We start from the raw sequence: 26,430 nt of genomic DNA on the forward strand, positions 1-26,430 counted from the left end.
CGCCTCAAGTTCATTCTTTCGGATCGCGCGTTTTGTCGCCCTGTCCGAATTCCGCCATAAGCCCCGCGGAACGCAGGACGTTGAGCACGCCGGCGCCAAAACCCAGCAGCAAAAAAACGATCAGACCCCATGGCGAGGTTCCCGCCAGACGGTCGATGATCCAGCCGAGACCAGCGCCAACCACTATCCCGGCGATGAACTCGCTGGATAGCTTGAGCGCCTGGCCATATCCGGCTGCACTGCCCGCTTTCGCGTCGTCTTTCCCCTCGAGCCGGCCCGGCCGCCTTGTCGCAAGCGATGCTTCAAGGTTGCGCCGGCGGCGCTCAAGATCGTCGTCGCGGATGTCGGCTTGACGCTGTTTGCCGCGGCCGGTTTCTCCGGTTCCGTCTGGCCCGTTCTTGTCGGCCATCGCAACCCCCTTGCCCGGTCAGATCGTCGCCGTCCGTCCGCTCTTAAGTCGCCGGCAACATAGTTAGAGGGTCCGCGCCCGTCAAGCCACGGGCGGGACTTCAGCCTTAAGTATTTTCTCTATTTAAATCAAGCGCTTGCCAGGGTGCGACATCGTGCCCGCTACCGTCGTTGGCGTGCCGCGACCGAATCCCTCCGGCAACGGGTCGTCGATCGGCCGCGCCCGGGGCCTTGCCGGAGCGCTCAACTCCAGCCGCCGCCATAGGTGCGGTAAAAGATATGCAGGCCGATCTTGGTCATTTTTTTCATCGTTCGCGCCCAACCCGGGTTGACGTAGTTGGCGTAGTAATGGGTCGACGATCCGACTTCCGGGATGAAGATCTTGCCGGCAGTGACCGCCATGGCGATATCCTGCGCGGTCTTGTAGTGGGAGGGGCTCTGGATGCGCTTCTTCCTGCCGTCGCAAGCGAAGGAAAACTGGCAACGGTTGAACCATTTGTCGTTCTGATAGACGACGCCGCAGATCGAGTTCGGATAGGCCGGATTGCGAACGCGATTGAGGATGACCTGGGCGACGGCGGCCTGGCCGCGCACGGATTCACCGCGCGCCTCGAAATAGATGCCGTTGGCGAGGCAAGTCTGTTCCGGCTTGGAGAAGACGCTCGCCGGCAGCGGAGTTTGCATCCACGAATGATCGCCCTTGACCACCGGCGGAATGAAACGGCCATCGTTCGGCTTCTCGTCCTTAAGCAAGGCCTCGAAGGGCGAAGCCTGCGCATAGTCGGGCGCGGCCGCTGCGTAGGCGGTTGCCAAGACGTCGGGGCGGTCGTTGTTGACCAGTGCGGCCAGCATGGCCGGCACCCCAGGATCCGGCTTCTTGTCGACGCGCCTATGAAACGCGGCGGCAATCTGGATTTCCTTGCCTTTGATCTCGGGCTTGGCGAAAGCCATCTTCAGGCCGCTGTCCATGCTCGGGCGAAGCAGCGAGGAGGTGCGCTCGAAAATCGAGCCGGCGTTGAAGTTCTTCGGCGGCGCGACCGGCGAGACGATGATGATGCGGCCCTTCTTGCCGGCACGCATGATGCGGTCCTCGTCGGGCGTCGTGCTGGCCACGCTGCCCTTGCCGCGAAACGACACGGCGCCGACGCCGGGCAACCGTACGCCGGAACCGGAGATCGAGCCGGTGGTGTCGGAATCGAGGAAAGGCATTTCGGCGGCATGGACCGAGCCGGCGACGGATTTCTCGACATAGGCTTTCCAGCGGGCATTTGGCGCCTTGAGGCCCGAAATCAGGCTCGTCATGTCTTGGTAGGCAATGACATTGGGAAAGCCGACCCAGATGCCAAGTCCAATGACCAGAGGAGACAGAAAGGAACGTTTTTTCTCACCGGCGACAGCGACAAGCCGCTTCAGAACACGTCGATGCACGGAACTCTCCAGAAACGCAACTGACCCCACTGGAGAGGCACAATGATGCATTAACCTTGATGGGGCGTTAACAGGTTGGATCGTGTTTTCCCTGTCGATCCCCCTGTCGATCTGAAGTCAGGCGCTTTTGCGGCCATGTTCGGGCCGAAGAAAGATCGGCCAGGCGATCAGCGCGCAATAAGCCGCAGCCAGCCAGACGCCGGTCACGACCAGATGACGACAAGCCCGAAAATGCGAGGCATGAAAGCTGAAGAACGTGGCTTGAGGACGAGACAGCGCTCAGCGGCGTTTTTTCGCCTTGCCGGCGAACGGAATTTCCGAGGTGCGCAAGGCGATGCGGATCGGCACACCTGGCATGTCGAAGGCTTCGCGCAGGCTGTTCGAGAGATAGCGGACATAAGATTGCGGCATCGCGTCCGGCCGTGAGCAGGACACGACGAGGCTGGCGGGCGAGTCTTGGCCTGCGTGACATATTTGATCTTCAGCCGGCGCCCCGCCAATGCGGGGCGGATGATGCGCCAGGATGGTCAGGGGATAATTCCCCGAGGGCCGCGGCGTAGCTGGATCTGGCGGGTACCGCAGCATTTCTTGAACTTCATACCTGAACCGCAAGGACATGGATCATTGCCGCCGCGTTGCAGCCGGCCGACCAGGGGCAGCATCGCTGCGGAAGGCAGGAGCGCCGCCGCAAAGGCAGCCAACTTGGCCGAGATTCCCGGTACGACGAGACGACGACCGGATTTGAACCCTCGCCACGCACGTTCGGCCACATACTCCGGATCCACCTTGGGCAAGATGTTGAAGAGCACCGTCTGATAGGCGCCTGACCTTGCGAGAAACTTCGTCGACACCGGGCCCGGTGCCACGCATGTGACCGTCACGCCGGTTCGGTACAACTCCTGATGAAGCGCCTCTGAGAAGAAGCGAACGAAACCTTTGCTAGCGAAGTACAGAGCCATATAAGGCCCGGGAACGAACCCGGCGACGGAACTGAGATTGAGCACCCCACCCCGTCGGCGCGCCACCATTCCCGGCAGAAAATGGAGGGTCAGTTCTGTGAGGGAATGTATGTTGAGATCGATGATGCCGAGTTGACCATCAATAGGCAGCGCCGTCGCCGCGCCCCGCAGGCCATAGCCGGCGCTGTTGACCAGGACATCACAAACCAAGCCGTGTGCGGACAGAAAGTCCTCTAGGCGCGTTGGCGCATCGCCTGCCACGAGATCCAACTCGAGCGTGAATGCCTCGCCACCCCCCTCCCGAACCTCAGCCGCCGCGGCGGCCAAACCCTCGGGCGAGCGGGCAACCAGCACAACCGCACCGCGCTCCCGTGCAGCGACGCTCGCAATTGCCCGGCCAATTCCACCCGAGCCGCCAATCACGACGACGGCTGGCCGGAATTCACGGTGCGAAATCATGTCGCGTTCCTCTGTCTTGCAGGATCGGCAACATTTTGACCGAGCAGCATCACTTCATTGGCGACAGTGCCGTTCAGAATCTTTTCGAATCTCTCCAGTGCTCGTGCGACGTTCGCTCCATCCATGACCCGGTGATCGTAGTGGATGCGGACATTCACCGATCCGTCTTTTTCGATCGGACCGTAGTTTAGAAGCGTGGTCAATGGTGTCAGCGGGTTGAGTGATTCCGCACCGAGACCAGAATAGACGGACAGTTGGAAGGTACCGAAGTAATTTGCCCTTTGCCGGCCGATGTTCAACCCTAGCCACATAAGCAGCCATCTGACTGGCGCGGGCGCACCTGCCATCCGCAAGGCACGCCGGAACTCCGGGACCTCCAGGATCGGCCGTGATCGAGCCGCGTGGATGGATTCCTCAAGTTGCGTGATAGAGTAGCGCTCCGGGCACTTGATGCAGCTCAGCAGAACGGCCGGCTCGCCATTATATTCGCGCTCGTGGGCAATCGAGGCTACGCTTGCCGGATACTCGTAAAGCTGCGGCCAGGGTAACTTGACATAGGCACGTCGTAGCTCCGGCACCTCTTGGGCGAGAAGCGCATATCCTTTCAGGAAGATCGCGGTCCATGAGGGCCTGGTCTGCTGCGCCAATCTAGCCCTTACGAGTGGGCCGAGGTTCATCTGACGCTGCACCGCGACGCGTGGCACGCCGATCGAAAACCTCATCAGATCGCCAACAAGGCGCCGGGGCGCCGAAAGCTTGAGGGCTCGGCCTCGCATCAAACGACCTCTAGTAAAGATAAGGGAATATTCGCTTGGTCCTTTCCATATAGTCACGGTATTGCGAGCCTAAATTCTCCAGCATCATACGCTCTTCCTTATCCACTCTCAGCAGGAAAAGCACTGCGAAACCGATCAAACCGGATATGCCCGCAACCCAGTTCGGCAGCAGAAAGGCCTGGCCAAGCCCCATAAGCAGGAACGAGGTGTACATCGGGTGACGGACCAAGGCATATGGCCCGCCGCTGACCAGTTCATGCCGTTCGCGAATCTCGAGCGTAATCGACCAGTTACGGCCAAGTTCCTTGTGGGATAGACGAAAAATCCACAGCGCAGAGCAGAAGATGATGGTTCCGAGCGCCACGGACCACGCGCTGGCCGGATGGTCAGCCCCTGCGGGGATGCCGGTGGCGACATAGAAGCCAGGCAAGATCGCGAGGCCAAGGAGAGCCGATGCAAGCCCGACAGTGTCGGAACTTGAGCGGCCGCCAGCTACAATTCGAACGCGCCTTGCCCGGCGCTCGAAGGGATACCGGATCACGTACCAAGCGACGATGCCGATCACCCATATGATCTCGCCAAGTGAGGCTACAGCAATGGTCACTTCAGGTCACCGGAGCCTTTTCTCGATCTGGGACCACGACAAGCTGTCGCAACGATGTCACCGTCCGAATTGTCGACCGATTGACATTCAGAGCGCGTTCCTTTCGGACTTAACCGGGCAATGAGACGCGAAAGCGGTTTTGCCAATCGCATTTCAACCCCCGTTCATCTCCCGAAGCTTGGTTATGAATTGTTGCGGCCGGAGCCAGGTACCGGGGGTCTTATACCCCATGGATCTGGCGATGTCCGCTACGAATGCGTTGCAGTTGTAGAGCGAGGCGTGCCAAAGCGGAGAACTGGCCTGCAACTTTCGTATGCTCGCGACGACTTTGCTATATTCGGCTTCGGTAAGCAAAACTCGCCAGCTTGCCGACCGGTAGGCATCTTCCAGGTCGCCGTCCGTCCACCCGGTCGAGGCTGGCACGGGCGCCAAATGGCCGAGAACATAGACATTGGGATCATTGGACTTCGGAGCGAGCCCCGCGACTTCGGGGTTGACCATCCGTCCCGCCTGGTTCAATCGTCCAAAAATCACGTAGGAATGGCCGTAGGTAAGGGCGTATCGGGAGCGGAACTCAATGAAATGCCGTTGGGCCGCGCGCGCCGGCATCGCCGCGGTTTTCACTGCCCGATCATTGGACACAAAAGTCGGCTGGGGCTTGTTGTCCTGCGACTGACATGACGCTGCGACAAGCGCGAGCAGGGCCACAATTGTTGAACGGCCACTTACAAGCGTCATCTCATCCACAACTCCGAGGACCGCAGACCTAGTGCCAGCCTATGCCAGCCAACCGCAGGTAGGCTGCGAATCCGGCCTTGGCCCCTGCATATCGATGGGGAAGGGCCCAGCGGCCCTTCCCCAAATCACCGAAAGCCGGTGCTTATTTAATCACTGGCTCTTCTACGGCAGCGGGTTCCGGCGGAGGAGCCTTCCCCTTTCCTTTACCGATCACGTTCGCGCAGCCGCTCAGGCTGGTAACGGCGAGGGTGGCAACCATTACAATCAACATTCTGTTCATCAAGCAATCCTTTCCCCAGGGGCGGAACAGCCTATAGAATCGCCACAAATAAAAAATTATATGCAGCCCCGCCAAGTTAGCTGCGATCTACACCAACGCCTAGTGCATAAATGACACAGTCGGCGCCCGGTTGCAGGCGGCACCTTTGCGGTGACGTGCCGGCAGGGCTCACCATCCAACGGAGATCAGGCCTGCCACCATCAAACGACCACCACCGTCGTGCCCAAAGGAGTACGGTCGTAGAGGTCGATGATGTCGTCATTTGTCAAACGGATGCACCCGTTCGATACCGCTGTGCCTATCGTCCATGGCTCGTTTGTACCATGTATCCGGAAGTGGGTGTCGCGCCCGTTGCGATAGAGATAAAGGGCACGCGCACCAAGCGGGTTGTTTGGTCCGCCAGGGACCCCCCCTGCATACTTCACCAGGCGCGGCTTGCGCCTCATCATGCTGGCGGTGGGTGTCCACGACGGCCAGTCCGCCTTGCGGGCGACGGTCGCTGTACCCTTGAACGAAAGTCCCTGCTCGCCGACGCCGACGCCGTAGCGCGTCGCCCACCCGTCGCCCTCGACGGCATAGAGAAAACGTTGCGACGTATCAACGACGATCGTTCCAGCCGGCTCGTTTCCGTCGTACCGCACATGCTGCCGTCGGTAACGAGGACTGAGGCCACTTCTTGGTCCGAACGCGGATGAAATCGGCTCCGTCACCTGTCGTAATGTCGACGTACATCCGGAGACCATCAGAGCCAGACTACCCAGCACGAGCCCGCGGCGCGCAATGTGGTGTTCTTCCATTTTTACCTGCTAGGAAACTGGTCAATCTACCCCACCCTTGTCTCTACCATTCCAGGGCCTGCGGGCCAAGTCTCGCTGTGTGGTGGCGAAATGAATTCACAGGATTGACAAGCGAATTGGAGCGAAACTTCTTGCGATAACCGTCTGCCTCTGTTCGGTTATGTCACAATGGGCATAGGACAGAGACGATGAAGGCTGACTTCCATGGGAAAGTCGCGATTGTGACCGGTGCAGGCTCCGGAATAGGAGCGGCTGTTTCACGGCAACTCGCGCAAGAAGGAGCCGAGGTTGTTGTCGCCGACCTTGATGCCGAGGCCGCGCGCTGCATGGCCGCCGAAATAAACGCGCAAGGAGGCAGGGCCTACGACTTTGCGGTCGATGTCACGGATGCGGCAGCCGTCGAAAAGCTGATCGAGTTCACTGTCCAGAAATGCGGCGGACTGGATATGGCGGTAAACAATGCAGGTATCGACGGCATTCGAAAAGCAACGGCAGACTATCCGCTCGACCACTGGCACAAGCTGATAAACGTCAATCTAAATGGCGTTTTCTACAGCATGAAGTACGAAATCGCCGCCATGTTGGATCGAGGCGGAGGCGCCATCGTGAACATGTCCTCCGTTCTCGGTTCCGTCGGCTTGCCAACTGCGTCCGCCTACACGGCAGCGAAACACGGGGTCGTTGGATTGACCAAGGTTGCGGCGATTGAATATGCGAGGATGGGCATCCGGATCAATGTCGTCGGCCCCGGCTGGATCGAAACGCCTCTTTTATCGGAGCAAACGGAGGTATTAGCCAGCCGGCGCATGGCAGGTCTTCAGCCGATGGGCAGGCGCGGGAAACCGGAAGAGGTAGCGGCTCTTGTGTGCTTCCTCTTGTCCGATCAGGCCAGCTTTATCACTGGGAGCTACCATCTGGTGGACGGAGCTTACACCGCCCATTAGGTGCAGTGGCTGTCCCCACTCGTGCTGGCTACTGTCAGGGTGATGACGCCGCAGATCGCCGGGCTGCCCGCACTGCCCGAGATGGCGCTCTTCCCGCATCGCAAGGGAGGCCGAGCCAGACCCGGTGGCGGCGCGACTTGCCGACATCCTGCTGCAGGTGGCGGTGGAATCGCCTGCCCGAAATGTGCAGGCGCTGCCCGCGGGCCGCCTGCGAAGCGTAGCCTGATGCTGGCGCCCAGAAGACGGCGGCGCTCAGCGGCGTTTTTTTGCCTTGGTGGCGAACGGATTTTCCGAGGTGCGCAAGGCGATGCGGATCGGCACGCCTGGCATGTCGAAGGCTTCGCGCAGACTGTTCGAGAGATAGCGGACATAGGATTGCGGCATCGCGTCCGGCCGTGAGCAGGACACGACGAAGCCCGGCGGGCGCGTCTTGGCCTGGGTGACATATTTGATCTTCAGCCGACGGCCTGCCACGGCGGGTGGCGGATGATGCGCCAGGATGCCTTCCAGCCAGCGGTTGAGCTTGCCGGTCGAGACGCGGCTGTTCCACACTCTGTGCGTTCTGATGACGGCATCCATCAGCTTGTCGAGGCCGCGCCCGGTCTCGGCCGAGACCGGCACCGGCTGCATGCCGCGCGCCTGCGGCAACAGCCGCTCGGTCTTCTCGCGCAGTTCCGCCAAGAGTTCCTGGGGATGGTCGATCATATCCCATTTGTTGAAGGCGATCACCGGTGCGCGGCCCTCGCGGATGATCAGGTCGGCGATCTGCAGATCCTGCTTCTCGAAGGGAATGGTGGCGTCGAGCACGATGATGACGATCTCGGCAAAGCGGATGGCGCGCAAGCCGTCCTGCACCGACATCACTTCCAGCTTTTCGTGGATCCTGGCCTTGCGGCGCATGCCGGCGGTGTCGAACAGTTTCAGGCGGCGGCCATGCCAGTCCCAGTCAACGGAGATGGAATCGCGGGTGATGCCAGCTTCCGGCCCGGTCAAAAGCCGCTCCTCGCCGATCAGCGCGTTGATCAGCGTCGATTTGCCGGCATTCGGGCGGCCGACGACGGCGATGCGCATCGGTTTGGTATCGTCATAGCTCGGCTCGGCATCCGGATCGGTGATGTCCTCGCCGATCAGCACCTCGCTAGCGGCGGTCTCCTCGTCCGCAACCTCTTCTTCTTCGCCGAAGGCGCGCGCCTCGCCCAGTGCGGCGATCACTGCATCGCGCAAATCGGGCAGGCCCTGGCCGTGTTCGGCCGAGACCGGGATCGGCTCGCCAAGGCCGAGTTCCCACGCCTCCAGCATGCCGCCCTGGGCGCCGCGCGCCTCGGCCTTGTTGGCGACGACGACAACCGGCTTGCCGGACTTGCGCACGATCTCGGCGAAGGTCTTGTCGTCAGGCATCAGCCCGGACTTGGCGTCGATCGTGAAAAAGATCAGGTCGGCTTCGCGGATGGCGATCTCGGTCTGGGCGCGCATGCGGCCCGGCAGCGTCGAAGCAGCAGCATCCTCGAAGCCGGCGGTGTCGATGACGTCGAAATGCAGATCGTAGAGCTTGGCGGCATGGACGCGACGGTCACGGGTGACGCCCGGTGTGTCGTCGACAAGCGCCAGCTTCCTTCCCACCAGACGATTGAAAAGGGTCGATTTGCCGACGTTAGGCCGGCCGATGATGGCGACTTTGAACGTCATCCGTCACGACACGCCGCCCGACCCACGGATCAGCTCGGACATCAACGTCGCCCGCTCGCGCGCGTTGCGCGGGGCGCTGTCATCCGAGGCGATCTGGTCGAACAGTTTCAGTGCGTCCGTCGCCTTGCCTTCCTTCCAGGCGGCAAGGCCGAGCGCTTCGCGCGCCGTGTGGCGCAGCGGGTTGGTATCGGCGGTGAGCGCTTCGACGCGGCTCGAGACATCGGCGAACGAACCGTGGTCGACGAGCAGCAATGCTGCCCTGAGGCGCGCCATGTCGCGAAGGCCGGCGGGAATGTCCGGGTCGGCGGCGACCTCGTCGAAGTCCTTGACGGCGGCGGCGGCATCGCCCTTATCCGACTTGACGGTTGCCGCCCGCATGCGGGCGAGCAACGGATAGGCGCCGTAGCCATCCTTCTCCAGCTCAGCGAGGGCTGCCAGCGCTTCGTCGCTCTTGCCCTCATTGGCAAGCTTCAGAGCCTGCGAGAAGGCGTCGCCCGAGCGATTGGCGCGGGTCTCGTCCCAATAGCGATAGCCGACAAAGGCGGCGGTGCCAACCACCACCAGTATCGCGAGCGCAAGCAAGGCAGGGCCAAAACGGTCCCAAAGCGCATGCGCCTGATCGCGACGCATCTCTTCGTTGACTTCGCGGATAAAACTGTCGTCCGACATGGATCAAAACCATTCCTGCCCCTGAAGGGGGGTACATGAGCCCCGCGTTTTAGCGAAATTTTGTCGGCATGGAAGGGGTTCGACCGGAAAATCGGCTAATCGCCGGATAGACGACGTAAAGGGTGACTGAAAGGGGCGACCGCACCCGCGCCACATTTCGCCGATAGCCGGCGTTCGAACCCTCCTCAAATCCAGATCAGATGTCGATGCCTCGTTTGTCCCGCGTTGTTGCGTTCTCGATCGTGTCGCTTGCTGCCGCGGGCACTGCTGTCGCCGATCCGCCCGCGACGCCTGCGCCGACAAAGCCAAAGCAGGTCATCATCATCTCGTTCGACAGCGCTCGCGATATTTCGCAGTGGAGGCGTAGCCGGGCGCTGGCCGCGCGCACCGGCGCCCAATTCACTTATTTCGTGTCCTGCGTCTTCCTGCTCTCGCCGGAAACGCGCAAGGAATACAGGGCACCCGGCAAGACATCAGGCAAATCCAATATCGGCTTTGCCGCCTCGAAACAGGAAGTCGCTGACCGGCTCGAGCAGATTCAGCTTGCCGCCTTGGAGGGCCACGATATCGGCAGCCATGGCTGCGGCCATTTCGACGGCAAGGACTGGAGCAAGGCAGACTGGCTGAGCGAGTTCGGCTCTTTCTCGCACATTCTCGAAAACGCCTATTCGATCAACGGCATTGCCCCCGTACCGGCGGGCTGGCGCGAAGTCGCGCGCAAGGTGGTCGGCTTTCGCGCACCCTATCTGTCGACAAACACGGCGCTCTACGAGGCCCTGCCAAAGGCAGGCTACCTGTTCGACGCGAGCGGTGTGTCGCGTGGCCCCGCCCAACCGCGTACCTTGAGCGGCATCACGCGCTTTTCGCTGCCGCAAATTCCGGAAGGTCCCGACACAAGGCGGGTGATCGCGATGGATTACAATCTCTATGTCAGGCATTCCGGCGGCTTCGAGCGGCCAAGCAAGGCCGACGAATTCGCCAAACGGACCTATGACGCCTTTCGCGCCGCCTTCGACGCCCAACACCAGGGAAAACGCATTCCGCTGGAACTCGGCTTCCACTTCACGCTGATGAATGACGGCGCCTACTGGAATGCGCTGGAGCGCTTTGCCGGCGAGGTCTGCACCAAACCCGATGTCGAGTGCATCAGCTATCGCGACTATGTTTCGCGCCAACGTGGCGGCGAAAAGCAGGCGTCGGCAGGCGGCTGAGCCGGAAGCAATCGCCGCCCATCACTCTTAGCTTACCGGCTGATCCTCAGGGCGCAGGCCGGCTTGCTCACGCTCCAAATAATGCTGGTCGATGTCCGGAAGCGGTTCGCCGTGGATCGTTGCCTCGAAGGCGCGCAGACGCTTGTGCACCGACAGAAGCTCGACGATCGTCGACCATGAATTAACAAGATATTGGAACGAGCTAGTCACTTGGCTGAAGGCTGAACTGATCTGGTTGATGAGACCCAGCGTTATCGTTCCCGCGATGATCGAGGGCACCATCAGAAAGAGGGCGAAGATGTTGTTGGTTTGCAAATAGAGATAGCGGACCACGTTGAAATAGACGTAGTGGAAATAGAGGCGAAAGTAGTTTCTGCGCACATTTCCGAACAGTTCCGCAACTGTCGGCGGCTGCGCCCGATCTGGATTGTCCTCACCGTAGACGAGTTCCTTACGATAGGCCGCTTCGACGCGCTGGTTTCTGAATTGCAGGCCGGGAAGCTTTATGCCGGCGGTAGCAATGCAAACCGTGCCGAAAATTGCCCAGAAAATCGCAGCCACAACCAGCGGCTGCGGAACGTGACCAATGAACGGCAATACAGTGATGTGCTTAGAGTAAGCCAGCAAAATCGGCATGAAAGCGATCAGGGTCATGATGGAATCGACAAAGCTGGTACCAAGGTCTTCCATGATTTGGGAAAACCGCATCGTGTCTTCCTGTACACGCTGGGAAGCTCCTTCGATATGGCGCAGCTTAGGCCAATACGACATGTAATAATTGTTCATCGCAGTACGCCAGCGGAACACCCAATGGCTGACGAAGAAGTTCGTAATGACGAAAACTGTAACCGCCACGAGAGCGATGCCGAGGAAAGCCAATACCTGCGCGTAAAGATCAGCTTCTGTCGCCGTTACAGTTTTGCTGAGGATGGCTTGAATGAGATCCCAGAACGGCCCGTACCAGGCATTGATCGCTACACTCACCTGCACTTGAAAATAGGTCGTGAATAATATCAGCGAAGTACCTAGGATAGACCAGCGGTCCCACGGATGCGGGGAATACCAATGCCAGAAGGCGTAAAAGAGCAGCACGCCAAGGGCAAAGTAGATGTAGAACCAAAGGAATGGAGGCGACCAGAACACCGACACGCCAATTATTGGCGCCGCATCCGCTGCGAGGGGGGGCAATCCGATCAAAGCGCCTAGCTGGTCGCCACCGAGAAACCACACGGCCACCATGACCGCACTCCACAGGGCCGCCGAAATGAAAAAAAGCTTCGGCTGCGGGAAGAAGGATACGAACACGGTGGGAAATCCTCGGTCGATGCGCAAATCAGCGGCGTTGCTGTTCAGCGGGCATAAGGTCACACATCGATCGGAATGAAAATGGCCGGTGCGCGATGCCCGGCCCCGAGCAAGACCACAATCATGGCGATTTTGGCGCAGCCGACCAGGTGATCGCGCCTGAGACGAGCAGCACGGCGGCGGCCATGATCGATGCGAGGAAGAAGTCGCCCGAGGCTTGCGCAAGCAGCCCGGCAACGATCGGACCGATGATCTGACCGAGGCCGAACGAGGCCGTCATCAACGCTAGGACCCGGCGTGGCGCTTGCGAGGCAAGCTGCCTTCCAGTCTGCAGGCCGAGCGCGGTGATGGCGATAAAGGTCCCGCCAAGCAGAAACCCGCCGAGCAGCGGCCCAATGTGTCCGCCGATGGCGACGCTCGAGGTCACGCCGACGACCTCGACGAGGCACCCGAAGGCATAAGCCTGGTAGAGCCCGATCTTTCCCGCAATCTTCTGCCAAAGCCAGACCGAGGGTATCCCGGCAAGGCCGGTGACCATCCAGACCATGGCTTCGAAGACGCGGCTTCCGCCGCCCTGCCGGACGATGGCGACCAGAAATGTCGCCGTCACGATATAGCCGAAGCCGAACAGCCCATAGGCGACAATGATCTTCACCAGCGACCGATCCTTCGGCAGCGCCGGTTCGCGACCATCGGCGCCGTTGGCGGTCGCAGTGCTGCCGAGCAGCAGTGCCACGAGGGCAAAGGCGCCGGCTGAGATCACGGCGGACCAGAACCAGCCCGCCGGCCAACCGGCTTGTGCGGTGACGAGGATTGCCATCAGCGCCGAGGACGCCGCTATGCCGAGACCGACGCCGCCGAAATGCAGCGCCTGCAGGTCGTTTCGGCCGGCCGCGGCCAGATGGCCGAAAACGATGCTGGACATGAACACCAAGACAAAAGCGCTAGCCAGACCGGCAAGAAACCGGATGACGAGAAAAGCCGCCATCGTTTCGGCCAGGCCCATCAGCCCGGTGAGGACTGCGGTGGCGGCAAGACCAGCCAGCATCAGCAGGCGCTCACGACCGTGCGCCCAGCCGCCGACGGCCGCAAGTGCACCAATGAGATAGCCGAGATAGTTGGCGGATGCGATCCAGCCGGCATCCGCCGGCGACAGGCCTAGTTCCTCCATCATGCCGGGCAGGATCGGCGTGTAGACGAAGCGTCCGATGCCCATGGCAACGGCCAGGGCAATCATGCCGGCGAAGGCGAGACGCAAAGGGGATGGCAAGGCGGCTTTCATTGCAGTGCACAATAGGTGCACGAGCCTGTCAAACAATCCGCTTGTGTTGGGCCAGGACGGCTCGCAACGGCTGTTGGCAGGTGTCCGCCTCAGAGGGCCGGACCGCTAAATCTGTTTCATTAGCCGGAGGCGACCTGTGATGCCCGTCTCGTAGGCAGTGCGCCGGGCCGTCAGCCTGAACGGCACGTCGGCCAGTTCGCGCTCCGACATGGTGTCGAGCACAGGATGCGACAGCGGATCGGTCGCCCATCGGGTGGTCTCACTTTCATGCGACCGGCTTTGCCGCGCGCCGGCAACGGAAAAGCCCCTGAACAATGATAAAATCTTCATCGGATTTTCCTCGATAGGTCTGCCTATTCCCTTAAAATCTGCCCTTCCGCCGTATGTTTCAATTGAGATTTCAATCGTGTCGGTTTAGAAAAACTGTATGGCCATGCTGAACCGCGTCCACCTCAACGGCCTGCGCGCCGTGGAAACCGTCGCCCGTCTGGGATCGCTTTCGGCTGCGGCGAGCGAACTCAACGTGTCCGCCAGTGCCGTCAGCCAGCAGGTCAAGCGGACGGAAGAGCAACTCGGCCAGGCGCTGTTCGAGCGAACGGCAAGTGGTCTCGTGCTGACCGAATTCGGCGCCGTCTTCGCCGCCCGGCTCGGGGCAGGGTTTCGCGAACTCGCCCAGGCGATAGCGCTCGCCGACAAGGCATCGCAATGCACGCTGGTGGTTTCGGTCGCACCGGCTTTCGCCTCGAAATGGCTGCTGCCGAGGCTGTCCAGGCATTTCGCCCGCCATCCAAACGTGCTGCTGCGCATCGACGCCTCGGTGCGGATTGCCGATCTGGACCGCTCGGACATCGACATCGCCATCCGGCTTGGCGACGGGACATGGCCGGGCGCGCGGGCGGAACTGCTGCTGGCGCAGGAGGTCTTCCCGGTGTGCGCCCCGGTGATCGCCAACAAACTGAAATCGATCGAAGACCTCGCCTTGACGTGCGCGATCACCGACGAAAGGTCGATGATCACTTGGGAAAGCTGGTTTGAGGCCGCCGGGGTAAAGCCGGTCACCTTCCTCAAAGGCGCGCGCTTCACCGACCCGATGCTTTGCTTGGAATCGGCGATCGCCGGTCACGGCGTCATGCTCGGCTGGCAATTGCTGGCCGCCGACGCGCTTGCCGACGGCCGCCTTGTCGCGCCCTTCGGAGTCCGCGCCCAAAGCGGGCTGGGTTACTGGCTGGTGACCTCCGCCGCCAAGACCGAAAGCCGCAAGGTCAGGGATTTCAAAGTCTGGATCCGCGAGGAAACAGCGGCAACGATGGCGCAATTCGGGTCGCACACCAGCGTGAACTGAACCTGCCCCGTGCAATCGCGGTGGAAAGCTCAGGGGCGGCGATCTATGTAGGAACCAGACCCCACATCGCGACAGGCAGGATCATGACCACACATTCGCGCGGCGTTTCCGCAACGATCGACCCGGTGAAGCTCGATAGGCTGGCCGAAGTCGCCATCAAGGTTGGACTACAATTGCAGCCGGGGCAGGATCTGGTGCTGACATCGTCGATCGCAGCGCTGCCTTTGACGCGACGGATCGTCGAGCATGCCTACAGAGCCGGCGCTGGCCTGGTGACGCCCATTTTCAATGACGACGAGATGACGCTGGCGCGCTTCCGCTACGGGGCCGATGCCGGCTTCGACCACGCCGCCGGCTGGCTCTATGAGGGAATGGCGAAGGCCTTCGCCAACAATGCGGCGCGGCTTGCCGTGCGCGGCGAGGACCCCTCGCTGCTGTCGGCACAGGATCCGGCCAAAGTAGCGCGTGCCAACAAGGCGAATTCCATCGCCTACCAGCCGGCGCTGGAAAAGATCACCGGCTTCGACATCAACTGGAACATCGTCGCCTATCCCGACCTCGCCTGGGCCAAGCAGGTGTTTCCGGGCGATACCGACGACGTCGCCGTGGCAAAACTCGCCGACGCGATCTTTGCCGCCTCACGGGTTGATGTGGAAGACCCCATCGGCAACTGGGAGGCGCATAATGCGGCTCTTCGCAGCCGCACCGAATGGCTGAACGGCCATAATTTCCATGCGCTGCATTTTACCGGGCCGGGAACTGATCTCACCGTCGGGCTGGCGGACGGCCATGAATGGATGGGCGGCGCTTCGACCGCCAGGAACGGTATCACCTGCAACCCAAACATCCCGACCGAGGAGGTCTTCACCACGCCGCATGCCAGGCGCGTCGAAGGCCGTGTTTCGAGCACCAAGCCGCTGTCATATCAGGGCACGCTGATCGACGAGATCTCGGTGCGCTTCGAGGAAGGCAGGATCGTCGGGGCAAAGGCTTCGAAGGGCGAGGACGTGCTGAAGAAGGTGCTCGACACCGACGAGGGTGCGCGCCGGCTCGGCGAGGTCGCGCTGGTGCCGCATTCCTCGCCGGTCTCGGCGAGCGGCCTGCTGTTCTTCAACACGCTGTTCGACGAGAACGCCGCCTGCCACATCGCGCTCGGTCAGTGCTATTCGAAGTGCTTCGTCGACGGCGCCTCGCTCAGCCAGGAGGAGATCGGGACGCGTGGCGGCAACAAGAGCTTCATCCATATCGACTGGATGATCGGTTCGGACAGGATCGACATCGACGGCGTCGGCAAGGACGGCAGCCGCGTGCCGGTTATGCGTAAGGGCGAGTGGGCGTAAGGAGCCGCCGACGAACCGTCATGGCGATCAACCCCGGAGTTGGCAATGAAACTCGATATCAAGGTCAAGCGCATCTACGAGCCGCCCTCGCCTGGCGATGGCCAGCGGGTGCTCATAGACCGCGTATGGCCGCGCGGCGTCCGCAAAGAAGACGCCGCGCTGACGCTATGGCTGAAGACCGTCGCCCCAAGCGATGAATTGCGCAAATGGTTCGGCCACGAGCCGACGCGCTGGATGGAATTCCAGCAGCGATATCGCGGCGAGCTCGACAGGAACAGCGACGCGGTCGGCCAATTGCGCGCCCTCCTCGACAATGGCCGGGTGACGCTGCTCTACGGCGCCCAGGACGACATGCATAACAACGCAGTGGCCTTGGCCGACTATCTCCGCCTAAAGGGCTGAGCAGCGCGCACGCTGCCGGGTCACATCGACGCCTTTATCGCTGATCTCCTCAGGCGACACGCAGTTCCGTGGCCGCATCGAAGAGGTGCACCTTGCCCGGCAGTACCGAAAGATTGATCGCGGCGCCGGCGTTGCGGCGCTCGTCACGCGGCACCACGGCGACAGCGTCATATCCCGCCACGCGCAAATGGATCTGAACATCCGCGCCGGTCGTTTCGGACAGCACGACCTCGCCCTTGATCTCACCCGCATCCGAAATTCCGAGATCGTGCGGCCGGACGCCCATGATGACCTTTTGGCCTGGCTTCGCCTTGATCTCCGGTGAGAGGCCGATCGACACGCCTTCGGCGACGAAGCGAGGACTGCCGCCCGCGGTCTCGACAGCGCCAGCGATGAAATTCATCGACGGCGAGCCGATGAAATCAGCGACATATTTCGAGTTCGGGCGCTCATAGACCTCGTCGGGCGTGCCGATCTGCATGATCCTGCCGGCGTGCATCAGCACGATCTTGTCAGCCATCGTCATCGCCTCGATCTGGTCATGGGTGACGTAGATCGTGGTCGTGCCGAGACGATTGTGGAGTTGGCGGATTTCCACCCGCATATGCGTGCGCAGCTTCGCGTCGAGATTGGAGAGCGGTTCGTCGAAAAGGAAGACGGCGGCATTCCGCACCATGGCGCGGCCCATGGCGACGCGCTGGCGCTGGCCACCGGACAGTTCCTTGGGATAGCGCCCGAGATAAGGCGTGAGATTCAGGATTTCCGCCGCCCATTCGACCTTCTTCCTGATCTCCGCCTTTGGCGCTTTCGCCACTTCGAGACTGAAGCCGATATTGTCGAACACCTTCATTGTCGGATAAAGCGCGTAGTTCTGGAACACCATCGCGATATCGCGATCGCGCGGGTGAACGTCATTGACCCGCCTGTCGCCGATCAACAGATCGCCGTTGGTCACGCTCTCGAGTCCTGCTGTCATGCGCAGGAGCGTGGTCTTTCCGCAGCCCGACGGCCCAAGAAGCACGACGAATTCGCGGTCGGCAATGCCGAAGGAGACGTCCTTCATCACCTCGACATGCCCGAAATTCTTGGCGATGTTCTTATATTCTACGGTAGCCATTCGCTGTCTCCAGAAGCCCGGATTCGGGTCGTCAGTATTTCTGCCTTGTCGGCGTGATGACGATTTCCTGCACGAGGGCGTTCTGCGGCATCTGGTAGGTGTGCAGCATGAGGTCAGCGACGTGCTCGGGCCCGATCCCGCCACCGATCTTGAGCTTGTTGGCCTTGTAGTTGGCGAGCGTCTGCGGATCGAGGACGCCGCTCAGAACTTCGGTTTCGATCACCCCGGGCGAAAGCACGACCACGCGGACGTCATAGTCGGAAAGATAGTCGCGCAGCGACTCCGACACGGCGTGAACGAAGAATTTCGTCCCGCAGTAAACCGTATGATCCGGATAGACCTTCCGGCCAGCGATCGAACTCATCATGAACAGCGTTCCATGACGGCGCGCCATCATGCCCGCCATCACGGCCTGGACCGAATTCAGCACGCCCTTCGTGTTGATGTCGATCATCTCGTCCCATTCCTCGGGCGGCTGGCGGCCTATATCGGCAAGACGCGCGATGCCGGCATTGGCAAAGAGCATGTCGACCGGTCCGTATTCGGCTTCCGCCTCCTTCACGGCGGCCGCAATTGCGACGCGGTCCCGGACATCAACCTGCCGGGCCATACTGTCAGGCAGGTTCAGCGCCTCCATGCGCTCCAGACGGCGGGCCATCATGAGAACAGGATGGCCGGCGCGCGAAAACACCTTGGCGACCGCTTCGCCGATACCAGAACTGGCTCCTGTCACTGCTACGAGCTGTTTTCCAGCCATTGTTTTTCCTCATGGGAATTGTCGATACCCGGGGTGGCGGCCCAAGGCCGCCACCCCGGAACACTCAGCCCTTGGCGACGAGATCGTCGACCTGGGTTTTCAGGGCGTCGAGCGACTCCTTGGCCGAGCCCGACTGGCCGGCGAAGTATTTGCCCAGCGCAACCGGGATCATATCGCTCGAGAGTTCTGCCCACGCCGGCAGGTCGGGCTCGGATCCCATGTAGTTGGCGATGGTGTCGCGCACGACCGGCAAATGGCGGGTCGTACCGGCGCCGACACGCGCATTGGCCAGCACGCGCGGATCATCATAGACGCTGGTGCGCGTTGGCCCCGTACCGCCGCCAAGAACGGTTATCAGCGCCTGGGTATCGGCTGAGGTCGCCCACTGCATGAAGATCCAGGCAGCGTCTGGGCTCTTCGAGTATTTCGACACCGCGAGCGAAGAACCGCCCTGGTGACCAACGCCTGGAATTTCGCCGAATCCGGTCTGTTCGACCGTGCGCAGCGTAGCGGCAGGTTTCGGTGGAACCATCGCTTCCATCAGACCGGAGACCTTGGAAGCCTTGGGATCGTCGAAGAACGGGAAGAATTCGCCCCAAGACAGCATCGAGGCGGCGACGCCCTGGCCGACCGACTGGCCCTCGCCATCCCATGTCCAGCCGTCGACGCCGGGCGGCATCGTCGCCTTGAGCTTGTCCCAGTAGGCCATGGCGGCCAAGCCAGCTTCGTCATTGCCGGTGAATTTGCCGTCGGGGCCGAAAATCGAACCGCCATGGCCCCAAAGCCACGCCGTCCAATCGCATTCGAGGCTGTAATGGCCCGATTTCATCTGGCCGCTGGTGCCGTACATGTTCGGGCCCTTGGCGTCGGTGATCGCCGCAGACGCCTTCAGCAAATCGTCCAGCGTGGCCGGAGGCGGCAGCTTGAGCTCGTCCCAGACGTCCTTGCGGTACTGCATGATGAAGATCGGGATGTCATAGGGCACGCCGACCATGCGGTCCTCGTACATGGCGATACCGTCGACGAGCGGCTTCAGGAAGTCGTCGATGTTGTAGTTCGGCATTGCCAGATCAGCGTTCTTCAGCTGCTCGCGCGGATCGAAGACGTCCTGGCTGAAGCTCGCCGCCCAGCTCTGGTCGATATAGTAGAGGTCGTAAGTGCCGAGGCTCGACGCCACGTCGAGCGTCAGCTTCTGCAGCACCTGCTCAAGCGGCAGAACTTCGATCTCGACCTTGATGCCGGTAGCCTCCTCGAAATACTGCTTGAGCTGCGTGGCGATGGCATTCGACGGCGGCGTCGATTCGGTGGCGAGACGAAGGGTCGTTCCGGCAAAGGGCTTGCCGACATCCGAGAGCCACTTGGTGATTTCGGCGCTGGGCTTCAGTTCCTGTTCCTGAGCCGATGCCTGGCTGATGCCGTAGAACGGACGTCGTCCCAGGCCCATGCCGAGCGCGCCGGCGCCGAGGCCGAGAATGCTTGCTGCGCGAAGAAACGAGCGCCGGTCCATCTGTCCGCGAACGAAGCGATCGGTGACAGAGGCAAGATGCGCCTTTCTGATGCTGTCTTTCATTGTCTACTCCTCCGGTTTAATTCGCGATTTTCACAAGGCTGCGAATTCGAGCCTCCCATCTATTGTTTCAACGATCCCATCGTGAGACCGCGCACGAGGTGCTTTTGAACCAATAGAATGAAGATGAAAGCGGGAATGATGGATGCAGCGCCAAGCGCGGCCATGTTGCCCCAAGCGGTGCCGATCGAGGTGACGAAGGTCGACGAGACGACAGGCACGGTCTTGACAGACGTGGTGGTCAGGGTCAGCGCAAACAGGAATTCGGTCCAGCTGAAGATGAAGCAGAGGACCGCCGTCGCGGCGATGCCGCCCTTGGCCATCGGCAGCACGATCCGCCGGAAGATCATGAAGCGGCTGGCGCCATCGACAATGGCGCTCTCGTCGATCTCCGACGGAATGTCGTCGAAGAAGCTCTTCATCAGTAGGACGGCGAGCGGCAGGTTCATCAGCGCGTGGATCAGCACCATGCCGGTATAGGTGTCGATGAGACCGAAATTCTTGTAGATGAAGAACATCGGAACCGCGACCGCGACGGGTGGCATCATGCGCGTCGACAACACCCATCCGACAAAACTGTGCCGGCCGCGGAAGTTCATTCGCGATAGGGCATAGGCGGCAAGCGTGGCGATGGCTACGGCGAGCACGGTCGACAGCGTCGCGATCACGATCGAATCCCAGACGCGGGGCGCCATGTAGAAGTTGCCGCCGCCCGGCGTCACGGTGATGCCGCCGCTGCCCAGCGAAATCCCGAACACCTTCTGGAAATTGTCGAAGGTCGGCGTGAAGGCGATCAGTTTCGGCGGCCGGTTGAAGATGTCATTGCCGTGTTTGAACGCCACCGACGTCCAGTAGTAGATCGGAAAGAAGAAGACTGCGACCACAACCCAGGCGGCGATGGTGCGAAGCATGCGCGTTGAGAAGGAGCCGTTCATTTTACCATCTCACCTTGGCGATACGGATGAAGAGATTGGCAATGACCAGGATGATGACCAGGGTGACGAGACTGAGCGTGGCTCCATAGCCCCATTTTACGAAGCTGAACGTCTGCTGCCATGCATAGAGGGACAGCGAGTAGGTCGACGCTCCCGGCCCGCCGGACGTCATGACGAAAACATAATCGAAGACGCGGAAGAGATCGATGCCGCGGACCAGCACGGCGATCGCGATCACCTTCGACATCATCGGCAGGGTGATGCGCCGGAAAATCTGGAACGACGACGCGCCGTCGATCATCGCGGCCTCGTAAGGCTCCGGCGGCAGCGCCCTGAGACCGGCAAGGAAGATGAGGACCATGAACGGCGTCCACTGCCAGATTTCCGCGACGAGAACGCCGGCTAGCGCGGTCGACGCCGTGGCGAGGATAGGGTTGTTCGGATTGAGCAGGCCGATCGACTGCAGGAGGTAGCTGATCACCCCGAACTGCGGGTCCTCCATCAGCAGATACATCATGCCGACGATGGCCGGCGGGATGACAAGCGTCATTGTCAGGACGCCGCGCAAGAATCCGAAACCGAAGCCGTCGCTGTCGAGGAGCAGCGCGATCGCCATGCCGAGCACCAGTTCAAAGACCAGTGCGATGGCGAAATAGGTGAAGGTGATGACGAGCGACTGCCAGAACCGCGTGTCGTTCCAGAGCTGCACCCAGTTTTCCGTTCCGACGAATTCGAGCGCCCGTCGGCGCGGGACGAACTCATGGAAGCTCAGCCAGATGTTGTAGATCAGGGGGTAGACCGTGAAGACAAGCAGGATCGCCACCAGCGGCAGCAGCCAGGGCAGCGGGTGATCCGAAATGACGAAACGTCTGGCTTGGGCAACCCGCACGCGTTCCTCCCGAACCGCTTCGTTTTGCGATGCACAAATGTTCATATCTTGTGCATTTGTTCAAATGCTATATTGTCGTCCTGTCTGTGGCAAGCACTTGTTGGCCGGCTACAGCGGCATTCGGATGGGTGCGCCACCAGCATCGGAGGACCCTCATGACGTCGATCGGTCTCCTGGCACGGGTAGCCCATCAGTATTTCGTGTTGGGCGAAACGCAGCAGGCCATCGCCGAGCGGCTGCAGATCAACCGCACCAAGATCCACAGGTTGCTGGCCGAGGCGAAGGAGCGCGGCATCGTCTCGATCCGCATCAACGCCGGGACGTCCCAGGCGCTCGAAATGGAAGAACAGCTCAGGCGGAAGTACCGGCTCGACATATGCAGCGTCACACCGAACGATACCGGGTCGGAGCTCGGGCTCTCCGAAGTGATCGGCATCTATGCCGCGCAGACTGTCGAGACGCTGCTCAGGGACGACATGACGGTCGCCATGGCGTGGGGCCGAACCATGAGATGGCTCGCCTCCAACATCGAACCGGTGGCCCTCAGGGACGTTACCGTCGTACCGCTTCTCGGCTCTCTGTCGCGCCGGTCGTCGATCGACAAATACGACGCCGCCGCCGTCTTTGCCCAGCGCACCCAGGCCGAATCCTATTATCTCCCCGGACCCATCATCTGCGACAGCCGCGACAGCCGCGAGACGATCCTGCAGCAACCGAGCGCGCGCGAGGTTATCCAGAAGGCACTCAACGCCGACCTTGCGCTGATGAGCGTCGGCGGCACAACCAGCTCGACGCTTCGGAGCGTCGGTTATATGACCGACGAGGAATTCGACGATATCCTCAGAATGAAACCGATCGGGAACTTTCTCGGCTATTTCTTCGACCGGAACGCCGAACTCATCGACCATCCCGTCAATGAACGCATCGTTGGGGTTTACCCTCTCGACACAATGAATATTCCCAAACGCATCCTTGTTTCCGGCGGAAAGAATAAGGTCGGCATCATGGCCAAGCTCCTGGAAAAGGGATTCTTCACCGGCCTCATCACCGATCAGGAGACAGGGAGTTCGCTCTGACATCCACCGGCCGGGATTGCGGTAGCAACCAAAGGTGCTGTGCGATTTTGCCTGGTGCATCGCGCTCGCTTTCCTCTGAAAGCAGAATGGCATCGAATCTTTCCTAAGCCGTCCCTGGTTCGGTTCCATCGCCTGCAGCATCCTTTGCGTCGTTTGCGGGCGGCACATTTCGCGCCGGCCGATCAGACCACCCCCGACCTCCGGTTTGCCAGGATCATATCGGCAACCTCGACGAAGCCGCGTCCACCCCGCGACCTGGCGACGAAAGCGGGTTCGGCGTCGATTTGTCCCTGGAAGTCCATGACATTCGCGACCCCGAACGAGCTCGGAAAAAACCCGAACATCGGAGCGTCGTTCGGACTGTCTCCGACGAACGCGTAGGCCTGCCTTTCGCCATCGAGATCGGTTCCCAGCCTCTCGCTCGCAAAGCGGCGCGTCATCGACAGCTTGTCGTATCGGCCAAACCAGCCATTCACATGGATCGACGAAATCTTGGCCACAGCGCCGGCTTCCTCGAAAATCTGCTTGATGTGCATGGCGTCGGAGATCGGCAGAGCTGGAACATCTTCGCAAAAGTCGATGGCCAGATCGGCTTCGCGATATTGCTGGTCGGCGGATACGGCCGAACCCGGCACTTCCTGGACAATACGCTTTTCCAGTTCCGTGAGTCTGCGCCTGTTTTCCCGGCGTTCCTCAGCGCTCGCGGCGAAAACCCGGATCATCTTTCGCGTTGCCTGATCATAAGCGAAGTAAAAAGCGCCATTTTCGCCGACCACGCCGGTCACCGGCCAGAACCGGGCAATCATGTCGCACCAGCCTGCCGGTCTCCCGGTAATGGGAGCAACGACAAGGCCCGCCTCGTGCAGACTTTCGAGCGCACGGTAGGCGTCGGCTGGAAGACGACCCTCGGTCGTCAAGGTGTCGTCGATATCGCAGAAGACGCCGCGAATGCGCGCCGCAGCTTCGGGTCCGAATTCGGCGAGGTCGCGCATCCCGTCAAGCTTCCCCACGCGCAAAATCCTCCAGCATTCCTGCATCCGCAGCAATGTCGAGGAACGAGAAGCGATTGCGCATCTCCCGGCAATGAACGACGGCTTCGCGGTAGAAATCGGGTGGCGTGCCCAATTCGGCGGCTGAGATCGGCCCGCCGGTGGATTTCAGCAGGCGCTGCATCTCGTCGACAGGCACCATGAATTGCTTGAGCTCCTGCCTGAGTGTCGGCCAGAGCTCCTGCAGCCACTCGTTGAATGCGGCGGCGGCATTTTCGTCGAAGGCCTTCTTCTTCAGTTCGTCGAGACATTGTGCGGCGACAGCCGGGCTCATGCGGCGGACCATGTCGTCAGGATCGATCTTCGTCGCCTTCACTACCGGCGGCTTGTCGCTAGCAAGCATTGCTTGCTGCAATCGCGCCATGGTGAGCGAAGCGACGCCGACCTGGGTGCCGTGGAGCGTACCGGGGTGACGCTCGCCGGCGAAGCAGTCTATGTAGTGCGATATCTGATGCTCGCCCATGGAACCGTGATTGGAGACGCCGGTGAAGGAAATTCCGAGGCCGCAGAGCGTCAGCACGCGATAGAGATAGCCATTGGCCTCGATGTCGTGTTCGGCAAGCTTTGCCGCACGCTCGTTGAGCGCCGCCTCATCCTTTTCCTGGATGAGAAACGGGACCTGATGGTAGGCAGTGCCAAGCAGACGGTGCGACATCCACCAGTCGATCTGGGCGACCGAGCGGCAAAGGCAGTCACCGAACCCCGCCGCTGACAGATAGGTCGGGGCGGCAGCGGAGACGCCAAGGTCGACGAAAAAGCCTGATGGCGCGTGGGAAGGGAGCGATACCTTCAGGCCGCTTTCAAGTGTGATGGACGCGGTCGTCGATGTGTAGCCGTTCATCGAACCGGCCGTCCCGAACACGCAATAGCGCCGTTCGTTCCTTCCGGTGACGAACTTGCAGAGATCGTTGATCGTGCCGGAACCGACCGCGACCACGGCATCCGCATCCGCGAGTTTGACGGCCAGGCTTTCGACGTTGGCCATGTCGGCATGCGGGTGGTCCAATATCAGGACATCGACAGGGCCGAGCGTCTTCAGTTCGCGCGCAACGCGTTCGCCAAGCGCATCATAGGTCGCGGCATCCGCGACGACGGTGAACCGCTCACCCAGACCGAGCTCCGAAACGAGATCGGCCGCCCGCCCGTCGAGGCTTTCTTCGATGACGATCCGATCATAAGGCACCACGGCCTTTTTCCCGGTCTCCGGGCTGGTCCAGTTCCCGTCCAAAATGTCGTCGATTAAAGTCGTCCAGGATCCGGCTGCCGGATTCGTCATGGCGTCCTCCTGTGGGGGCAACTCTCTAGTCCAGACACAGGGGCGCTGCGCCATCGAACAATAGTCACCTATCACTGTCTTTTGTCAAGCATCTGCCCGCAACGCTTGACTTCGTTCTGCAAACCTGCGGAAAAAGGGACATGAATGCCAACGCCGACATCGACGTGGTCCGAACATCTGGGCTCTCGGCACTGCCGCCCGAATTCGACAGCGCGGTGGCGTGGGCTGCCTGGCTCTACTATGTCGACCAGCTCAACCAGAGCGATGTGGCGAAGGTCATGAATGTCTCCAGGGCGAGCGTGGTAAACTATCTGCAGGAGGCACGCGAAAGCGGACTTGTCGCCGTGCAGGTCGATCACGACGCTTTTGCCCGCACGTTGACCTCGCGGCGCCTCATGGAAAAATACGGCCTTCGCGGCGCGGCGGTTATCCCCGACCTCGATCCAAACGATGCCGACCGCCGCATCGGCGAAGCGGCAGGACGGTTGCTCGCATCCATGGTCGATCCGGGTGACACGATCGGCGTCGCCTGGGGAAAAACGGTGCTCGCTGCCGCCCGCTCGATTCCACGATTACGGCATGACCGGAACCTCACCGTCGTCCAGCTCTCGGGAAGCTCGATCGGCACCAGCGATTTCTCGCCGGAATTCTGCACCTCGCTGATGGCCAATCGGCTCGGAGCCCGCTGCATCAACCTGCTTGCCCCGGCGATCGTTTCCACCGACGAACTGCACGACGAACTCATGCAGGAGCCGATGCTCGTCAACCAGTTCCGTATGATCCGTGCCGCCGGCAAGGTCATCTTCGGGATCGGCGATATAGGGCCGGAGAGCACCTATGCCCGAGCCGGGATATCGGATGCCGACGCACTTGCAGGTATGATCGAGCAGGGAGCGCTCGGGGTCATCATCGGGCGGTTCATCGACGCTCGAGGCGCCCCTTTCGCTACTCCGCTCGACGGACGCACCGTCGGCATCACGCTCGATGAACTGAAAGCGGTGCCCATCCGTATCTGCGCCGCCGGCGGCGCCCGCAAGATGGGGGCGATCAGGGCTGGGCTCGGCGGCGGATATGCGACACATTTTGTCACCGACATGGCCACCGCGAACATTCTCTTGGAATAACCGGCACTCG

General features: G+C 61.1%; 28 protein-coding genes. 7 read left to right on the forward strand and 21 right to left on the reverse strand.

Annotation, left to right across the window (positions count from 1 at the left end):
• Positions 1 to 10: 10 nt before the first annotated feature.
• From ACWTU8_RS19785 to ACWTU8_RS19825, 9 genes are all read right to left on the reverse strand, one after another.
• A complete protein-coding gene (locus tag ACWTU8_RS19785) occupies positions 11 to 409 on the reverse strand; it encodes an AtpZ/AtpI family protein (RefSeq protein ID WP_455849475.1) in 399 nt (132 codons plus the stop codon).
• Between the two features lie 242 nt (positions 410 to 651).
• Positions 652 to 1,836, reverse strand: coding sequence for a cell wall hydrolase (locus ACWTU8_RS19790; RefSeq protein WP_455849476.1), 1,185 nt, complete (start codon positions 1,834 to 1,836; stop codon positions 652 to 654).
• 279 nt (positions 1,837 to 2,115) lie between these two features.
• A complete protein-coding gene (locus tag ACWTU8_RS19795; protein ID WP_455849477.1) occupies positions 2,116 to 2,454 on the reverse strand; it encodes a hypothetical protein in 339 nt (112 codons plus the stop codon).
• A complete protein-coding gene (locus tag ACWTU8_RS19800; RefSeq protein WP_455849478.1) occupies positions 2,364 to 3,254 on the reverse strand; it encodes an SDR family NAD(P)-dependent oxidoreductase in 891 nt (296 codons plus the stop codon). Before ACWTU8_RS19800 ends, ACWTU8_RS19795 begins: the two co-directional genes overlap by 91 nt.
• Positions 3,251 to 4,030 (reverse strand): hypothetical protein, encoded by a 780-nt coding sequence (locus ACWTU8_RS19805; protein ID WP_455849479.1) that lies wholly within the window; start codon positions 4,028 to 4,030, stop codon positions 3,251 to 3,253. Before ACWTU8_RS19805 ends, ACWTU8_RS19800 begins: the two co-directional genes overlap by 4 nt.
• Positions 4,031 to 4,040: 10 nt before the next feature.
• Complete coding sequence (locus ACWTU8_RS19810) at positions 4,041 to 4,628, reverse strand: protein-S-isoprenylcysteine O-methyltransferase (RefSeq protein ID WP_455849630.1); 588 nt, start codon at positions 4,626 to 4,628, stop codon at positions 4,041 to 4,043.
• 159 nt (positions 4,629 to 4,787) lie between these two features.
• Entirely contained in the window at positions 4,788 to 5,372 is a 585-nt protein-coding gene (locus ACWTU8_RS19815; protein WP_455849480.1) for a hypothetical protein, read from the reverse strand.
• Positions 5,373 to 5,514: 142 nt separating this feature from the next.
• Entirely contained in the window at positions 5,515 to 5,652 is a 138-nt protein-coding gene (locus ACWTU8_RS19820; protein WP_084831507.1) for an ABC transporter, read from the reverse strand.
• Positions 5,653 to 5,852: 200 nt separating this feature from the next.
• The gene (locus ACWTU8_RS19825; protein ID WP_455849481.1) at positions 5,853 to 6,449 is read right to left on the reverse strand and encodes a L,D-transpeptidase; all 597 of its coding nucleotides are present in this window, start codon (positions 6,447 to 6,449) and stop codon (positions 5,853 to 5,855) included.
• 188 nt (positions 6,450 to 6,637) lie between these two features.
• Here ACWTU8_RS19825 and ACWTU8_RS19830 point away from each other — a divergent pair, with 188 nt between their 5' ends.
• Entirely contained in the window at positions 6,638 to 7,393 is a 756-nt protein-coding gene (locus ACWTU8_RS19830; protein ID WP_455849482.1) for an SDR family NAD(P)-dependent oxidoreductase, read from the forward strand.
• A 252-nt stretch (positions 7,394 to 7,645) separates the two neighbouring features.
• On the opposite strand, the gene der is transcribed toward ACWTU8_RS19830, so the two are convergent.
• Both der and ACWTU8_RS19840 read right to left on the reverse strand, forming a co-directional pair.
• A complete protein-coding gene (gene der / locus ACWTU8_RS19835; RefSeq protein ID WP_455849483.1) occupies positions 7,646 to 9,079 on the reverse strand; it encodes a ribosome biogenesis GTPase Der in 1,434 nt (477 codons plus the stop codon).
• A gap of 3 nt (positions 9,080 to 9,082) precedes the next feature.
• A complete protein-coding gene (locus ACWTU8_RS19840; protein ID WP_455849484.1) occupies positions 9,083 to 9,748 on the reverse strand; it encodes a tetratricopeptide repeat protein in 666 nt (221 codons plus the stop codon).
• A gap of 206 nt (positions 9,749 to 9,954) precedes the next feature.
• On the opposite strand from ACWTU8_RS19840, the gene ACWTU8_RS19845 reads away from it, so the two are divergent.
• Positions 9,955 to 10,959, forward strand: a complete 1,005-nt coding sequence (locus ACWTU8_RS19845; protein ID WP_455849485.1) for a polysaccharide deacetylase — start codon at positions 9,955 to 9,957, stop codon at positions 10,957 to 10,959.
• 27 nt (positions 10,960 to 10,986) lie between these two features.
• Here the strand turns inward: ACWTU8_RS19845 and sbmA are convergent, their stop codons facing one another.
• The 3 genes from sbmA to ACWTU8_RS19860 all read right to left on the reverse strand — a co-directional run bounded on the left by sbmA (position 10,987) and on the right by ACWTU8_RS19860 (position 13,876).
• Complete coding sequence (gene sbmA / locus ACWTU8_RS19850; RefSeq protein ID WP_455849631.1) at positions 10,987 to 12,264, reverse strand: peptide antibiotic transporter SbmA; 1,278 nt, start codon at positions 12,262 to 12,264, stop codon at positions 10,987 to 10,989.
• A gap of 121 nt (positions 12,265 to 12,385) precedes the next feature.
• The gene (locus tag ACWTU8_RS19855) at positions 12,386 to 13,501 is read right to left on the reverse strand and encodes a YbfB/YjiJ family MFS transporter (protein ID WP_455849632.1); all 1,116 of its coding nucleotides are present in this window, start codon (positions 13,499 to 13,501) and stop codon (positions 12,386 to 12,388) included.
• 150 nt (positions 13,502 to 13,651) lie between these two features.
• Complete coding sequence (locus tag ACWTU8_RS19860) at positions 13,652 to 13,876, reverse strand: hypothetical protein (RefSeq protein ID WP_095518247.1); 225 nt, start codon at positions 13,874 to 13,876, stop codon at positions 13,652 to 13,654.
• Positions 13,877 to 13,973: 97 nt separating this feature from the next.
• Here ACWTU8_RS19860 and ACWTU8_RS19865 point away from each other — a divergent pair, with 97 nt between their 5' ends.
• From ACWTU8_RS19865 to ACWTU8_RS19875, 3 genes are all read left to right on the forward strand, one after another.
• On the forward strand, positions 13,974 to 14,888 hold the full coding sequence (locus ACWTU8_RS19865) for a LysR substrate-binding domain-containing protein (protein ID WP_455849486.1): 915 nt from the start codon (positions 13,974 to 13,976) through the stop codon (positions 14,886 to 14,888).
• A gap of 83 nt (positions 14,889 to 14,971) precedes the next feature.
• Complete coding sequence (locus ACWTU8_RS19870; RefSeq protein WP_455849487.1) at positions 14,972 to 16,228, forward strand: aminopeptidase; 1,257 nt, start codon at positions 14,972 to 14,974, stop codon at positions 16,226 to 16,228.
• A gap of 45 nt (positions 16,229 to 16,273) precedes the next feature.
• Positions 16,274 to 16,630 carry a DUF488 domain-containing protein gene (locus tag ACWTU8_RS19875; RefSeq protein WP_127209595.1) on the forward strand — a complete coding sequence of 119 codons (357 nt, stop codon included), beginning with the start codon at positions 16,274 to 16,276 and terminating at the stop codon, positions 16,628 to 16,630.
• Between the two features lie 49 nt (positions 16,631 to 16,679).
• On the opposite strand, the gene ACWTU8_RS19880 is transcribed toward ACWTU8_RS19875, so the two are convergent.
• The 5 genes from ACWTU8_RS19880 to ACWTU8_RS19900 form a co-directional block, all read right to left on the reverse strand.
• Entirely contained in the window at positions 16,680 to 17,747 is a 1,068-nt protein-coding gene (locus ACWTU8_RS19880; RefSeq protein ID WP_455849488.1) for an ABC transporter ATP-binding protein, read from the reverse strand.
• A 31-nt stretch (positions 17,748 to 17,778) separates the two neighbouring features.
• Positions 17,779 to 18,504: an SDR family oxidoreductase gene (locus ACWTU8_RS19885; protein WP_455849489.1), complete on the reverse strand. Its 726-nt coding sequence runs from the start codon at positions 18,502 to 18,504 to the stop codon at positions 17,779 to 17,781.
• Positions 18,505 to 18,568: 64 nt separating this feature from the next.
• Positions 18,569 to 20,074 carry an ABC transporter substrate-binding protein gene (locus ACWTU8_RS19890; RefSeq protein WP_029355472.1) on the reverse strand — a complete coding sequence of 502 codons (1,506 nt, stop codon included), beginning with the start codon at positions 20,072 to 20,074 and terminating at the stop codon, positions 18,569 to 18,571.
• A gap of 59 nt (positions 20,075 to 20,133) precedes the next feature.
• A complete protein-coding gene (locus tag ACWTU8_RS19895; protein ID WP_029355470.1) occupies positions 20,134 to 21,006 on the reverse strand; it encodes a carbohydrate ABC transporter permease in 873 nt (290 codons plus the stop codon).
• A 1-nt stretch (position 21,007) separates the two neighbouring features.
• Positions 21,008 to 21,895 carry an ABC transporter permease subunit gene (locus tag ACWTU8_RS19900; RefSeq protein WP_192362545.1) on the reverse strand — a complete coding sequence of 296 codons (888 nt, stop codon included), beginning with the start codon at positions 21,893 to 21,895 and terminating at the stop codon, positions 21,008 to 21,010.
• A 155-nt stretch (positions 21,896 to 22,050) separates the two neighbouring features.
• Here ACWTU8_RS19900 and ACWTU8_RS19905 point away from each other — a divergent pair, with 155 nt between their 5' ends.
• Complete coding sequence (locus ACWTU8_RS19905; protein WP_455849490.1) at positions 22,051 to 22,971, forward strand: sugar-binding transcriptional regulator; 921 nt, start codon at positions 22,051 to 22,053, stop codon at positions 22,969 to 22,971.
• Between the two features lie 182 nt (positions 22,972 to 23,153).
• On the opposite strand, the gene ACWTU8_RS19910 is transcribed toward ACWTU8_RS19905, so the two are convergent.
• Positions 23,154 to 23,963, reverse strand: a complete 810-nt coding sequence (locus ACWTU8_RS19910) for an HAD-IIB family hydrolase (RefSeq protein WP_455849633.1) — start codon at positions 23,961 to 23,963, stop codon at positions 23,154 to 23,156.
• Positions 23,964 to 23,967: 4 nt separating this feature from the next.
• Positions 23,968 to 25,296, reverse strand: coding sequence for a sn-glycerol-1-phosphate dehydrogenase (locus ACWTU8_RS19915; protein ID WP_455849491.1), 1,329 nt, complete (start codon positions 25,294 to 25,296; stop codon positions 23,968 to 23,970).
• Positions 25,297 to 25,436: 140 nt separating this feature from the next.
• Between ACWTU8_RS19915 and ACWTU8_RS19920 the strand changes: the two genes are divergently transcribed.
• A complete protein-coding gene (locus ACWTU8_RS19920; protein WP_065010108.1) occupies positions 25,437 to 26,420 on the forward strand; it encodes a sugar-binding transcriptional regulator in 984 nt (327 codons plus the stop codon).
• Positions 26,421 to 26,430: the final 10 nt, after the last annotated feature.

This window comes from Mesorhizobium sp. BHbdii, from assembly GCF_053848045.1.

Excerpts from the sequence above, each read along its gene's own strand:
- ACWTU8_RS19785 (WP_455849475.1), bottom strand. The coding sequence starts at position 409 with ATGGCCGACAAGAACGGGCCAGACGGAACCGGAGAAACCGGCCGCGGC.
- ACWTU8_RS19795 (WP_455849477.1), bottom strand. The coding sequence starts at position 2,454 with ATGTCCTTGCGGTTCAGGTATGAAGTTCAAGAAATGCTGCGGTACCCG.
- ACWTU8_RS19800 (WP_455849478.1), bottom strand. The coding sequence starts at position 3,254 with ATGATTTCGCACCGTGAATTCCGGCCAGCCGTCGTCGTGATTGGCGGC.
- ACWTU8_RS19805 (WP_455849479.1), bottom strand. The coding sequence starts at position 4,030 with ATGCGAGGCCGAGCCCTCAAGCTTTCGGCGCCCCGGCGCCTTGTTGGC.
- ACWTU8_RS19815 (WP_455849480.1), bottom strand. The coding sequence starts at position 5,372 with ATGACGCTTGTAAGTGGCCGTTCAACAATTGTGGCCCTGCTCGCGCTT.
- ACWTU8_RS19820 (WP_084831507.1), bottom strand. The coding sequence starts at position 5,652 with ATGAACAGAATGTTGATTGTAATGGTTGCCACCCTCGCCGTTACCAGC.
- ACWTU8_RS19825 (WP_455849481.1), bottom strand. The coding sequence starts at position 6,449 with ATGGAAGAACACCACATTGCGCGCCGCGGGCTCGTGCTGGGTAGTCTG.
- ACWTU8_RS19830 (WP_455849482.1), top strand. The coding sequence starts at position 6,638 with ATGAAGGCTGACTTCCATGGGAAAGTCGCGATTGTGACCGGTGCAGGC.
- der (WP_455849483.1), bottom strand. The coding sequence starts at position 9,079 with ATGACGTTCAAAGTCGCCATCATCGGCCGGCCTAACGTCGGCAAATCG.
- ACWTU8_RS19840 (WP_455849484.1), bottom strand. The coding sequence starts at position 9,748 with ATGTCGGACGACAGTTTTATCCGCGAAGTCAACGAAGAGATGCGTCGC.
- ACWTU8_RS19845 (WP_455849485.1), top strand. The coding sequence starts at position 9,955 with ATGCCTCGTTTGTCCCGCGTTGTTGCGTTCTCGATCGTGTCGCTTGCT.
- ACWTU8_RS19855 (WP_455849632.1), bottom strand. The coding sequence starts at position 13,501 with ATGATTGCCCTGGCCGTTGCCATGGGCATCGGACGCTTCGTCTACACG.
- ACWTU8_RS19860 (WP_095518247.1), bottom strand. The coding sequence starts at position 13,876 with ATGAAGATTTTATCATTGTTCAGGGGCTTTTCCGTTGCCGGCGCGCGG.
- ACWTU8_RS19865 (WP_455849486.1), top strand. The coding sequence starts at position 13,974 with ATGGCCATGCTGAACCGCGTCCACCTCAACGGCCTGCGCGCCGTGGAA.
- ACWTU8_RS19870 (WP_455849487.1), top strand. The coding sequence starts at position 14,972 with ATGACCACACATTCGCGCGGCGTTTCCGCAACGATCGACCCGGTGAAG.
- ACWTU8_RS19875 (WP_127209595.1), top strand. The coding sequence starts at position 16,274 with ATGAAACTCGATATCAAGGTCAAGCGCATCTACGAGCCGCCCTCGCCT.
- ACWTU8_RS19880 (WP_455849488.1), bottom strand. The coding sequence starts at position 17,747 with ATGGCTACCGTAGAATATAAGAACATCGCCAAGAATTTCGGGCATGTC.
- ACWTU8_RS19885 (WP_455849489.1), bottom strand. The coding sequence starts at position 18,504 with ATGGCTGGAAAACAGCTCGTAGCAGTGACAGGAGCCAGTTCTGGTATC.
- ACWTU8_RS19890 (WP_029355472.1), bottom strand. The coding sequence starts at position 20,074 with ATGAAAGACAGCATCAGAAAGGCGCATCTTGCCTCTGTCACCGATCGC.
- ACWTU8_RS19895 (WP_029355470.1), bottom strand. The coding sequence starts at position 21,006 with ATGAACGGCTCCTTCTCAACGCGCATGCTTCGCACCATCGCCGCCTGG.
- ACWTU8_RS19905 (WP_455849490.1), top strand. The coding sequence starts at position 22,051 with ATGACGTCGATCGGTCTCCTGGCACGGGTAGCCCATCAGTATTTCGTG.
- ACWTU8_RS19910 (WP_455849633.1), bottom strand. The coding sequence starts at position 23,963 with ATGCGCGACCTCGCCGAATTCGGACCCGAAGCTGCGGCGCGCATTCGC.
- ACWTU8_RS19915 (WP_455849491.1), bottom strand. The coding sequence starts at position 25,296 with ATGACGAATCCGGCAGCCGGATCCTGGACGACTTTAATCGACGACATT.
- ACWTU8_RS19920 (WP_065010108.1), top strand. The coding sequence starts at position 25,437 with ATGAATGCCAACGCCGACATCGACGTGGTCCGAACATCTGGGCTCTCG.